Genomic DNA, 13317 nt, shown 5'->3' with positions numbered 1-13317 from the left:
TCTCTTCATCGAAAAACTTTTTTTTATTGCGAATAATTTAAGAAATTCGAATGTTTTATTTGAATTCTTCAAAAAAACAAACATAACACTAACTCAAACTCAATAACAATGAAAAAAAGCTACAAAAGCCTTATTTCGTTGAGGGGCTTTAATGGGCAAGTGTCACCAAAATTAAATATCATTATTATTTCTTCAATGATATTTTTATCTGGTGGACTTTTCGCTCAGAATCCTTCACAAAAGGCAAAGATCGCTCAACAAAGTAATCTGGTAAAATTAAATCAACTACAGACTGAATTAGCAAGTAAAGCTGCATTACAAAAGAAAGAAGCTATAGCGGCTGCCAAAAGAAATGGATGGCAAGTCAAAATGACAAATGCCGATGGAAGCTTTTCTGAACTACAAAGATTAGCAAAAGATGGTACTCCTATCTATTATACTACATTTAATGTAGATGCTGCAAAGTCTACACGAGCAAATCATTTAAACTCAGGAGGTTCTTTAGGCCTAAATCTAGATGGACAAAATATGACTGCTTATGTCTGGGATGGTGGAGCGACAAGACCTACTCACCAGGAATTTGATGGTGCAGGAGGAAATAACAGGGTTGCTATTAATGATGGTGTTACAACACTTAATGGCAATAGTTTTCATGCCCAGCATGTTACGGGAACAATAGTTGCCTCTGGAGTACAGGCCAATGCAAAAGGAATGGCTTCTCAAGCAAAAGCTAAAACACATGATTGGAATAATGACGATTCAGAAGCAACAACAGCTGCTGCAAATGGAATGTTATTATCTAATCATTCTTATGGTTTTAGAGCCAGTGCAGTTCCTGATCAGTATTTTGGAGCTTATATAGATGAATCCAGAAAATGGGATGAAATCATGTTTAACGCACCATTCTATCTTATGGTAGTAGCTGCAGGAAATGATGGACTTGATAACAATTCAAACGCTCAACCACTTGATGGAAATTCTTCTTATGATAAACTAACAGGGCATTCTACTTCAAAAAATAATCTTGTAGTTGCTAATGGTCAAGATGCCAATGTAAATAATGATGGTACCCTTAATAGTATGACCATCAATTCTCAAAGTAGTGAAGGTCCTACCGATGATTATAGAATTAAACCAGACATTACCGGTAATGGTACTGGTGTATATTCTACTTACGATAATAGTGATACTGCCTACAACAGTATCTCTGGTACTTCAATGGCTGCACCTAATGTAACCGGTACGCTTTTACTATTACAACAATACTACAATAGTAATAATGGAAACTTTATGAAAGCTGCAACCTTAAAAGGATTAGCGCTTCATACTGCTGATGATGTTGGCCCTTCTGGACCTGACGCAGTTCACGGATGGGGGTTATTAAATGCCAAAGTTGCTGCCGAAGCTATTACCAATAAAGGAACTGCTTCAAAAATAGAAGAACTAACACTTACAAGCGGCCAAACGTATACCGTAACTGTTGACTCAGATGGTACAAGTCCTTTAATGGCTTCTATTTCCTGGACAGATAGAGCAGGAACTGCCGTAACTGCGACAAATTCTAATACAGCTGTATTAGTAAATGACTTAGATATTAGAGTTACAAAAGGTTCTACTACATCTAGTCCGTACAAGCTTACCAGTATTACTACAAATGGTACTGGAGACAACACTGTGGATCCGTTTGAAAGAGTAGATATAGCTAATGCTTCTGGAACATATACTATTACGGTTACTCATAAAGGAACATTAACAGGAGGGAGTCAAAATTTCTCTCTTATTGTTACTGGATTAACAGGAACTACTACGCCTTGTACTGCTTCAGTACCTACAGGAGTATCTTCTTCGGCTGTGGGATCAAACACTGCTACTATAGGATGGACTGCTGTAGCCAGTGCAACCTATGATCTAAGATACAGACAAACTGGAACAACAAACTGGACAACTTCTGCCGAAAACGGAACTTCTAAAGTGATTTCTGGATTAAACCCTTCTACTGCCTATGAAGTACAGGTAAGAAGTAAGTGTGCCGATGGAACTACTTCTAATTATAGTAGCTCTATTAATTTTACAACTACAGATGTACAACTTAACTACTGTGACTCTAATGGTCAAAGTGTAAATGATGAATACATCAGTAATGTAAAATTAGGAACCATCGATAAAACATCGACAGGAGCAAGTGGTGGATACAGCGATTTTACTGCTGAATCTACTAACCTGTCTAAAGGTAATGCAAACACCATTACCATTACTCCTACATGGACCGGAACTAAATACAATGAAGGATACTCTGTATGGATTGATTATAATCAAGATGGAGATTTTGCCGATACAGGAGAACAAGTATGGACGAATGCTGCTTCACAAACAACTCCGGTAAGTGGTAACTTTACTGTACCTGCAACAGCGAAAGATGGAAACACTAGAATGAGAGTATCTATGAAATACAATGGAATACCAACTCCCTGTGAATCTTTCTCTTATGGTGAAGTAGAAGATTACACCGTGGCTATAAGTGGATCCGGTGCAGATACTCAAGCTCCTTCTGCTCCAGCAGGATTAGCTGCCTCTAATGTTGCTCAAACAACTCTTACCCTATCATGGAATGCTGCTACTGATAATGTAGGAGTGACTGGATATGATGTATATCAAGGATCAACTAATCTTGGATCGGTAACTGCAACAACAAGAAATATTACCGGATTAACCGCTAACACTGCATACCAGTTTACGGTAAAAGCTAAAGATGCGGCTGGAAACGAATCCGCAGCAAGTAACACTTTAAATGTAACTACTGCAGGAGCATCTTCTACCTATGATGTAAAACTGCGTATTACTTTTGATAACTATCCTGAAGAAACCAGCTGGGAAATCAAAGATGCGAACAACCAGGTAGTACATTCTGGAGGAACATATCCATCTCAACCTGATGGCTCTACCCTTAATATAACTAAAACTCTGGATGCAGGGTGTTATACTTTAGTATTTAAAGATTCATATGGTGATGGTATCTGCTGTAGTTATGGTAATGGTTCTTATGAATTAACCAATAGTGCGTCTGGTGCTGTGCTAGCTTCTGGTGGATCATTTACTTCTGAAGATACTAAAAACTTCTGTGTAGGAAATGCGCAATTAAATAATATCAACAGTAATGATATTGCAACAACAGATTTGAAAAATTCTGAATTTGTGATTTCGCCTGTTCCTGCAAAAAACTTTATCACAATTCGAATGAACAATGCTAAGGATTCAAACTATAGAATCATTAATCATATTGGACAAATGGTAAGAAATGGTAAAGTATCTGAAAACAAGGTAGAATTAAGTGGTTTACCAGATGGGATGTATTTCTTTTCTGTTATATCAAATGATAAAACATTAACCAAGAAGTTTATTATCAAGCAATAATATACATTCAGTATTTTTTTAAAACCCTCGAAACAGTTTGTTTCGGGGGTTTTCTATTTTCAGTAATAAGTAAATTTATATATTTAAATAAAACATATTCACTTACTATCTATATAGTAGTTTTTAAGGCAACGAATTCAAAATAGAGAATGCTCAATCATATGTTTTTCTTTTATAAGAAAACCACAATAATACTATGCGTACACAGTAATTTAATATAAAAAAACATGTTTTATTAAGATTAATCTATATATTCGCCCCTCAAAATAACTTCACACTCATTTTTACACATCATTTTTAATATTTAGACTATACTCTAAAGTATAATTTAGCAGAGATTTTTTATCTGTTCACTAGTAATTATATTCAGGGAAATCGTCGGATTGATCCGTCTTGTACCGATATAATTCGAATGTGTTGGGGGACACAATAGAAGTATAATTACTGAACTCCCTCTCCTTTTATGGAGAGGGTTTTTTTATTAAAAAATACCAACCAAGACTTATTTCGACCTTTAATACACAATACTAAGCAATTCCTGTTTTCCTTTCAATAAAAACTAACCATCTCATTATCAATAATAAAAAAATCCAGAAACATGTTTTGAGTCATCTTAAAACATGTTTCTGGACGTATATAAATTGATTTGCGACACCTTTTTAAGTAGTTTTCGAAATTATAAATCTAACACACAAATCAACTTATGAAAAAAAATTTCAATGTATTAGTATTAATGTTTATACTTATTTTTTCCTCATATGGGCAGGAAAAATATGAAGTATTACAAAAAGGGGAACAAGGAATGATTCCCCGAGCAATTAAATTTGATCAAGAACCTATAGCTTTTTCTACTCCAGAAAATTTTATGAAACAGTTCTTTAATATCCCTCCTCATCAAGGAATCCTAATTACAGAAAAAAATCAAGATAAATTAGGTTTTACTCATTATCGTCTGCAACAAACCATTAATGGGATTCCTGTAGATAATTCTATGTACCTAATTCATGTTAAGGATGGTAAAGTAATCACTGCTAATGGAGAATGGTTTTCTACAGTGCCGGCTTCATTGTATACTAAAAAAAGTACTTTGACTTCTGCTCAAGCTTTAGAAAAAGCAAAAACCGTAATAAAGGCTAAAAAATATGCCTGGGAAATAGGAAATGCTCAAAAAAATGGAGAAAGACATTTTATGGGAGAAAAAGTAAGTGATGGTGGAGAGCTTGTCTATTTCACAAATAATAATGAGCTTAATGCCGACAAACTTAAACTTGCTTACAAATTTGATATGTATGCAGCCGCTCCTCTACAGCGCTCTGATGTTTATGTTGATGCTAGTGATGGATCTATACTATTTTCATCTCAAAAAATTCACTCGGTAGATGGTACAACAGATACAGGGTATCATGGGCAACAAAATATAACTGTAACTCAAGGCGGATCTGGGTACGTTACCAGGCAAACTGGAAATAGAAGTGTTGCCATGAGAAATATGAATGGAGCAAATGTAAATTATCAAGTTGAACCAACTAATGCATCTTTAGTTACAAGTTCATCCACCACTTTCAATTTTAGTGGAAATGATAAATACTATATGGCTGCTTACTGGGGTATGGAAAAAACCTGGGATATGTTTAGTAGTGTATTTAATAGATCTAGTTATGATGGAAATGGTACTAATATAAATTTATATGTAAACGGATCAGGACAACAAGGAGATAACAATGCTTTTTGGGCAGGAACCTGGACCTTTTTCGGTAACAACACCAGAGGAGGAACTCCTTTTACTCCCTTAGATGTAGTAGGTCACGAAATTGCACATGGAGTAACAGGAACATCCGCTCAGTTAAGATATCAGAGAGAATCTGGAGCATTAAACGAAGCCTTTAGTGATATCTTCGGAGCTTATGTAGAATATTTTGCATTCAATACTATAAATCAAGATACATGGACATTGGGAGATAAAATTGCTTTAAAACGATCTTTATCCAATCCTAAACAATATAATCAACCTGATACTTACGGAGGAACAAACTGGAAAGAGCCAAATTGTGGAACTCCAACCGGTCAAAATGACTTCTGTGGTGTACACACCAATTCGGGGGTATTAAATCATTAGTTTTACCTTCTTTCTCAAGGCGGTCAAGGAAGCAATGATAACGGAAATTCATATACTGTAGAAGCTATTGGTATAGAAAAAGCAGGACAAATTGCATTTCGTGCTTTGACTAATTATTTATCTCAAAACTCTAACTATGCTGCAGCAAGAACAGCAGTGATCAACGCGGCAACAGATTTATACGGAGCTTCATCTTGTGAAGTAAAAGCTGCTACTAATGCAATGCATGCAGTAGGGGTTGGTCAACAATTTTCAGGAACTGCTAATTGTGGTGGTACACCAACATGTACCGATGGAGTACAGAATGGTGATGAAACTGGTGTAGATTGTGGAGGTTCATGCGAACCTTGCTCTACAACAGTAACATACTGCGCATCTAATGGTCAAAGTACTTCTGATGAATATATCAGTAATGTGAAATTAGGAAGTATCAATAAAACGTCTACCGCAGGAAGTGGTGGGTATAGTGATTTTACTGCAGAATCAACCTCATTGTCTAAGGGAAATTCTAATACAATAACTATAACTCCTACATGGACCGGAACTCAATACAATGAAGCATACTCTGTATGGATTGATTATAACCAGGATGGGGATTTTGCCGATGCAGGAGAACAAGTATGGACTAATGCCGCTTCTCAAACAACCCCGGTAAGTGGTAATTTTACGGTACCCTCAGCCGCAAAAGATGGAAACACTAGAATGAGGGTTTCTATGAGATACAATACTGTTCCTAGTTCTTGTGAATCCTTTGATTATGGTGAGGTAGAAGATTATACTGTTACTATTAGTGGTGGATCTACTGGTGGTGATACTCAAGCTCCCTCTGCTCCTTCTGGATTAACAGCTTCTAATGTTGCACAAACCACACTTACACTATCATGGAATGCCGCCACTGATAATGTAGGAGTGACTGGATATGATGTATATCAAGGATCTACTCTATTAGGAAGTGCCAATTCGACATCTACTAACATCACTGGATTAACAGCAAACACTGCATATCAGTTTAGTGTAAAAGCTAAAGATGCTGCCGGAAATGTTTCTGGTTCTAGTAATACGGTTAATGTGACTACAACAGGAGGAAGTTCTGACCCCTGTGCAGGAGTAGCCCCATATAATGGTTCGGTAAATTATCAGGTTGGTGATCGTGTCACTTACCAAGGATATCTCTATGAACGTACTACCTTTGGATGGAATAACCTTGGGGCATGTGGTGCATTTTTTGCCTCGGCATTCTCTGTAACTCATACCGCTCCACCTTTTAATACACAATTAAAAACATATCCAAATCCTGTAAGTGGTACTATTATTAATATCGATACCCACAACCTTAACAGTAAAAAGTATGTGATATTTAATATACTAGGGCAAACTGTTGATCAAGGAACATTTATAAACATAATTAATGTTCAGGAATTAAAATCAGGGTCTTATTTTGTAAAAGTTGGTGACAAAACTGCACAATTCGTTAAACAATAAAATCTTATCTAAATTCCTCTTAAAACGAGATGTTTTAAGGGGAATTTTTACCTGTATCAAAAAGGTATTCATTAGCTAATGACGTATCAATGATCGTCTGGAAAAAGTAAACAGAGTCTAGTTAAATTATTTCCTAGGATACGTATTCTTCACAAACAACGTAATAGTTATTTTATAACAATAATTCATTTTTTCTTTAAGTTCAATAAAAAAAGAAAAGGTAAAAGAATTGTATCATCATTACATTTAACTTCTCAAAAACAAACACTTACAACATAAAATATATAATAATTGTTGGGTATATCTGATTTATTAAAATTATATTTATAGTATATTAACCATACACAAAACTCAAACTTCGTCATAATGAAAGATTATAACAAAAATGCTTTCCCTCAACTGGCATTTCGTTTAACTTTTTCTCATCTAACACTACAAGAAAAAAAGAAAAAAGGTAAACTATCAAGAAAAAAACTAATTCTTAGTTCTAACAGTTCTCTAGTCACTAAAAATTATCAAGAAATCCCTCAAGACTATCCTACTGTATATATTGGTAACACGTATCCTGGTATTGGAAATCTTTCTACCTGTTCCTAAGAATTAATTACATTTTTTCTACACTCTCGATAAATACATATGAAGAATGTTTCACCATTCATTCTATATTCTTCATAGAAAGTAATAAAAACTAACTCTTAAACACACAAACAATGAAAACAAACACTAATTCTTTAAAATCCTATATCCCATGGATATACACTATCTTTTTTCTATGTAACATGTATATGTTACAGGCACAAGAGAAATATTATCGAGTTGTTTTTGACACAAACAAAGAGCAACTAGAAATGCTACAGGCAAAAGGACTCGAAGCCGATCATTTTCATTATGAGAATGGTAAAATTACTGCAGAAATTTCACATAGCGATCTTAAATTATTAAGGAAAAATAACGTTAAATACAAAATCAAAATTCGTAATCTCTCTAAAAGAATTCCCCGGATAAATAAAAGAACGGATAGAAGTAATGCACGTAAGGCGAAAAATAATATTCAGCAACAGGTGCCCTCTCCTAGTAATTTTGCATTGGGAAGTATGGGAGGTTTTCATACGCATGATGAGGCTATAGCCGCTTTAGATAAAATGCGACAATTGTACCCTCAGCTCATCACAGCCAAATCATCTATTGGTACAACAATACAAGGTAGATCAATCTATATGGTTAAAATAAGTGACAATGCAGATACCGATGAAAACGAAGATGAAATGCTATATACTTCTATACATCATGCCAGAGAACCAGTAGGGCTCTCACAAAATCTTTTTTATATGTGGTACCTGTTAGAGAATTATAATTCTGATCCGGAAATCAAAATATTAGTAGACAATACCGAATTATATTTTATCCCTATTATTAATCCTGATGGATACATCCATAATCAGCAAACCAACCCAAACGGAGGAGGGTATTGGAGAAAAAACAGGCGAAACAACGGGGGATCTTATGGTGTTGATTTAAATCGTAACTATGGTTACCAATGGGCAGCTCCCGGAGGATCTTCTTCTACTCCCAGCAGTGATTCGTATCACGGTACTTCTAAATTTTCTGAACCTGAAACTCAGGCAATGAGAGATTTTACAAATCAGCATAATTTTGTAGCTGCGCTTAATTATCACTCGTTTAGTAATCTGTTGATTCATCCATGGGGATATAAGGCGAATACATTTACTCCTGACCAAAGTACATTTGTAAAAATATGTACATACATGACAGAAGAAAACTCATATACATATGGTACTCCTAATCAAACAGTAGGATACACAGCGGGAGGAAGTTCTGATGATTGGATGTATGGAGAACAAAGTTCTAAACCCAAGGTTTTTGCTATGACTCCCGAAGTAGGATCCTCAAACGATGGATTCTGGCCAGCTTCCAGTAGAATTATTCCTTTATGTAATGAGGTATATCCTTTTAACATTAAGATAATGAGAATGGCAGCCAAATATGCAAAAGTAACACCTGATAATGCAAATCAAACAATTACAAATACATCAGGAACGGTTGCTTATTCTATTAAACGTTTTAGTCTTAAACAAGCCAACTGGACAGTTAGTTTATCCTCTAATTCTTCACATATAAGTTCTTTAGGACAACCAAAGCAATATGGTAGTATCGAACTTTTAGGAACCGATACTGGAGCTATTGATTTTCAGTTAAAATCAACCACTCCAACAGGAACTCAAATTCCTATAACACTTACTATAAATAATGGTACCTGGGAGTACACTACAGATGTCACGATAACGTATAATGGTGGTTCTACTACTTGTACAGCAACTGTACCTACAGGAGTATCTTCTTCGGCTGTGGGATCAAACACTGCTACTATAGGATGGACTGCTGTAGCCAGTGCAACCTATGATCTAAGATACAGACAAACTGGAACAACAAACTGGACAACTTCTGCCGAAAACGGAACTTCTAAAGTGATTTCTGGATTAAACCCTTCTACTGCCTATGAAGTACAGGTAAGAAGTAAGTGTGCCGATGGAACTACTTCTAATTATAGTAGCTCTATTAATTTTACAACTACAGATGTACAACTTAACTACTGTGGCTCTAATGGTCAAAGTGTAAATGATGAATACATCAGTAATGTAAAATTAGGAACCATCGATAAAACATCGACAGGAGCAAGTGGTGGATACAGCGATTTTACTGCTGAATCTACTAACCTGTCTAAAGGTAATGCAAACACCATTACCATTACTCCTACATGGACCGGAACTAAATACAATGAAGGATACTCTGTATGGATTGATTATAATCAAGATGGAGATTTTGCCGATACAGGAGAACAAGTATGGACGAATGCTGCTTCACAAACAACTCCGGTAAGTGGTAACTTTACTGTACCTGCAACAGCGAAAGATGGAAACACTAGAATGAGAGTATCTATGAAATACAATGGAATACCAACTCCCTGTGAATCTTTCTCTTATGGTGAAGTAGAAGATTACACCGTGGCTATAAGTGGATCCGGTGCAGATACTCAAGCTCCTTCTGCTCCAGCAGGATTAGCTGCCTCTAATGTTGCTCAAACAACTCTTACCCTATCATGGAATGCTGCTACTGATAATGTAGGAGTGACTGGATATGATGTATATCAAGGATCAACTAATCTTGGATCGGTAACTGCAACAACAAGAAATATTACCGGATTAACCGCTAACACTGCATACCAGTTTACGGTAAAAGCTAAAGATGCGGCTGGAAACGAATCCGCAGCAAGTAACACTTTAAATGTAACTACTGCAGGAGCATCTTCTACCTATGATGTAAAACTGCGTATTACTTTTGATAACTATCCTGAAGAAACCAGCTGGGAAATCAAAGATGCGAACAACCAGGTAGTACATTCTGGAGGAACATATCCATCTCAACCTGATGGCTCTACCCTTAATATAACTAAAACTCTGGATGCAGGGTGTTATACTTTAGTATTTAAAGATTCATATGGTGATGGTATCTGCTGTAGTTATGGTAATGGTTCTTATGAATTAACCAATAGTGCGTCTGGTGCTGTGCTAGCTTCTGGTGGATCATTTACTTCTGAAGATACTAAAAACTTCTGTGTAGGAAATGCTGCAATGCATAACTTTAATAGAGATGTGAAAACAGATTTAGAAAGCTCTGACATTGTTATTCATCCAATTCCTGCAAAAGATTTCATTATAATCAAAATGAATAATTTTAATGGGTCTACATACAGAATCGTCAACAAGGCAGGTCAAACAGTAAGACGCGGTAAAATGTCTGCAGACAAAATAGAATTGAATAATTTACCATCTGGAATGTATTTTGTATCGGTTAAATCAGATACTAAAACCATAACCAAAAAGCTTATTTTAAAATAGATAAAATCAAATACATTGTACAAAACCACCTTTTACAAGGTGGTTTTTTGTTTACTATTCAGGAGTGCCATCTATATGATCAATTATATGACTTAAAAATAACATAAGAAAAATTTTATCTCAAAAAAGGTTTGCACATATTAATAGAATCTGTATCTTAGATATATACTTCGTAAACACTCTTTTCACCACGTCATAATTAGAGAGAACAATAACATAAAAGATATGTTGCTTTTTTATGTTTTAAAAGTGATTCTGTAGGCTTCAGAAAGATTAAAAATTCAAACCCTGATTAAAATAAATGAGTTGTTACTCCTGTTCGGCTCGACTTTGTAAACGTTTCGTCAAAATTAGTAGTATTATGGAACAAGAAAGGACTCGTTTCCTTTCTTTTCCATATCAGAAAACAAATTGATCAAAAGGCTAAGTTTTTGTCGAAATCATACAGATATAACCTCATCTTCATCTAATAATTCTTCTTGTCGCAACCGAAGTAAGATCTGGGCAACAGCAATTGTATCTTTCTCACAATAAATGATGATACGATCAATATCCTGTTCTTCATAAAAAACTTGTCGTACCTGGCTTCCATCAATATCATCTTTTGGCGATGGAATGCCTAAAATATTGGTAAGTAGTTTTAGAGACGTATAGTGTTTATAGTCTCCAAATTTCCATAAATCCAAAGTATCTAAATGAGGTACTTCCCAGGGTTTTTTACCAAATAAATTCAATTTATGAGGCAATCCTATATTATGAATAATCATTCTACGGGCGATATAAGGAAAATCAAACTCTTTTCCATTATGGGCACAAAGCAAATGATGTGGTCTTCCAAAATGGGTTTCGATTAAGTTTTTAAAATCTACCAGTAACTGTTTTTCTTCTCCATAAAAGGATTTGGTCCTAAAGGATCTCGTTTCACCTTTGAATGTAAAATATCCAACAGATATACATACTATTTTACCAAATTCGGCCCATATTCCTGCTCTTTCATAAAACTCTTCGGGAGAGAATTCTTCTTTACGTTGATATTTGGTTTTATCGGCCCACAGATATTTTGTTTCTTCACTAAGGTTTTCAAAATGTTCATGTTCGGGAACAGTTTCTATATCCAGAAACAAGATATGTTCTAGATTAAGTTTATGAAGCATTTTTAAGCATTTTATAAGCTTCTTCAATGAAGACAAAGAAATCCTCTGTAAATGATTCTCCGGGTACAAACTGACCGCGATTATGCCCTAATCGTACAATCATAATATTATCCTCTGGGATACAAATTACATATTGCCCTAAAATACCTCGCATAGCAAAAATTTTCTTATCCAGATGATCCGACAACCAAAAGCCATATCCATACATTTGCCCATCTTCAAATCTTGGTTTTGTTGCTAATTCTGTAAACTCTGCGGGTAGTATTTGTTCGCCTGCAAACATTCCTTTGTTTTTAAACAACATTCCAAAACGAGCAAAGTCCCTGGCATTACTTGCGATACAACAATATGCTTTTTCCATACCACTATCTTCACTATCCAATTGCCATATGGCTTCATGTTCCATCCCCAAAGGTTTCCAAAAACTATCACTTAAATAGGTTGCTAACTTTTTACCGGTAGCTTTTTCAATAACCATCCCTAATAATTGAGTATTTCCGCTTAAGTATTCAAACCTTTGCCCTGGCTCCTCGACAACATCAAGTCCTAACATTACATCTCTGATATTGGGATCATAATAAGCCCTGGCTGTAATAGAAAACGGACTGGTATAATGTTCGGTCCAGTTTAAACCAGAAGACATAGAAGAAAGGTCTCCTACAGTAGTTTTTGCCGCAAGACCTTGCGAAAACTCAGGAAGAAAATCTCCAACTGGCTGATCAAGGTTTTTAATATAACCATCCATAATTGCTTTTCCCAGCATACCAGTTACCATACTTTTTGCCATAGAAAAAGAATTGGTTTTAGAATCGATCCCAAATCCTTCAGCATAGTTTTCGTACCAAATACTATCATTCTTAATAATCATAAAGGCAACAGTACCTAGTTCTTTATTAATAGCATTAAGCCTATCTGTGCTTTGCGTTTTATTATATTCTGGATGAGTAGCCCAGGCAAGGGTGGCATTTCCTTTTTCTATTGTACGATTATCAAAATACGAATAATCATCGATATATGCAGTGGTATGGCCCGTCATATAAACCACTCTAACTCCTTTTAGGATATAATCATAATCAAAAATATACAGTAGTGCTACACAGAGTACAATAATAATAAGTAAACTTTTAAAGAAAAATTTGAGTATCCGTTTTACCATTTCTATGTAAGTTTTGAGTTAATATAATAGTATTACAAACAAATAACTTGTTTAGCTAATGTATGAAAATTAATTACAGAT

At 35.2% G+C, this 13317-nt stretch carries 6 protein-coding genes and 1 pseudogene; 5 read left to right on the top strand and 2 right to left on the bottom strand.

What is annotated here, in order from left to right; genetic code table 11:
* Nucleotides 1-108 precede the first annotated feature (108 nt).
* The 5 genes and pseudogenes from NNL09_RS09030 (at nucleotide 109) to NNL09_RS09010 (ending at nucleotide 10926) form a co-directional block, all read left to right on the top strand.
* The gene (locus NNL09_RS09030) at nucleotides 109-3411 is read left to right on the top strand and encodes a GEVED domain-containing protein (protein WP_254514228.1); all 3303 of its coding nucleotides are present in this window, start codon (nucleotides 109-111) and stop codon (nucleotides 3409-3411) included.
* Nucleotides 3412-4114: 703 nt separating this feature from the next.
* Nucleotides 4115-5755, top strand: a pseudogene (locus tag NNL09_RS09025) (M4 family metallopeptidase); the annotation flags it as partial.
* A complete protein-coding gene (locus NNL09_RS09020; protein ID WP_231389300.1) occupies nucleotides 5750-7009 on the top strand; it encodes a GEVED domain-containing protein in 1260 nt (419 codons plus the stop codon). The pseudogene NNL09_RS09025 and the gene NNL09_RS09020, both read left to right, overlap by 6 nt.
* Nucleotides 7010-7375: 366 nt before the next feature.
* Nucleotides 7376-7606 (top strand): hypothetical protein, encoded by a 231-nt coding sequence (locus NNL09_RS09015; RefSeq protein ID WP_196912065.1) that lies wholly within the window; start codon nucleotides 7376-7378, stop codon nucleotides 7604-7606.
* A 113-nt stretch (nucleotides 7607-7719) separates the two neighbouring features.
* The gene (locus NNL09_RS09010; protein ID WP_254514227.1) at nucleotides 7720-10926 is read left to right on the top strand and encodes a M14 family zinc carboxypeptidase; all 3207 of its coding nucleotides are present in this window, start codon (nucleotides 7720-7722) and stop codon (nucleotides 10924-10926) included.
* A 440-nt stretch (nucleotides 10927-11366) separates the two neighbouring features.
* Here NNL09_RS09010 and NNL09_RS09005 read toward each other — a convergent pair whose 3' ends face one another.
* Nucleotides 11367-12080, bottom strand: a complete 714-nt coding sequence (locus NNL09_RS09005; protein WP_196910890.1) for a 3'-5' exonuclease — start codon at nucleotides 12078-12080, stop codon at nucleotides 11367-11369.
* Nucleotides 12070-13236, bottom strand: coding sequence for a serine hydrolase (locus NNL09_RS09000; RefSeq protein ID WP_196910891.1), 1167 nt, complete (start codon nucleotides 13234-13236; stop codon nucleotides 12070-12072). Before NNL09_RS09000 ends, NNL09_RS09005 begins: the two co-directional genes overlap by 11 nt.
* Nucleotides 13237-13317 lie beyond the last annotated feature (81 nt).

Origin of the sequence: Aquimarina sp. EL_43 (assembly GCF_943422735.1) — a bacterium.
GTDB lineage: Bacteria > Bacteroidota > Bacteroidia > Flavobacteriales > Flavobacteriaceae > Aquimarina > Aquimarina megaterium.
Note: the sequence above shows the minus strand (reverse complement) of the source record. Positions and strands in the feature narration are given on the sequence as shown.

Excerpts from the sequence above, each read along its gene's own strand:
- NNL09_RS09030 (WP_254514228.1), top strand. The coding sequence starts at position 109 with ATGAAAAAAAGCTACAAAAGCCTTATTTCGTTGAGGGGCTTTAATGGG.
- NNL09_RS09020 (WP_231389300.1), top strand. The coding sequence starts at position 5,750 with ATGCATGCAGTAGGGGTTGGTCAACAATTTTCAGGAACTGCTAATTGT.
- NNL09_RS09015 (WP_196912065.1), top strand. The coding sequence starts at position 7,376 with ATGAAAGATTATAACAAAAATGCTTTCCCTCAACTGGCATTTCGTTTA.
- NNL09_RS09010 (WP_254514227.1), top strand. The coding sequence starts at position 7,720 with ATGAAAACAAACACTAATTCTTTAAAATCCTATATCCCATGGATATAC.
- NNL09_RS09005 (WP_196910890.1), bottom strand. The coding sequence starts at position 12,080 with ATGCTTCATAAACTTAATCTAGAACATATCTTGTTTCTGGATATAGAA.
- NNL09_RS09000 (WP_196910891.1), bottom strand. The coding sequence starts at position 13,236 with ATGGTAAAACGGATACTCAAATTTTTCTTTAAAAGTTTACTTATTATT.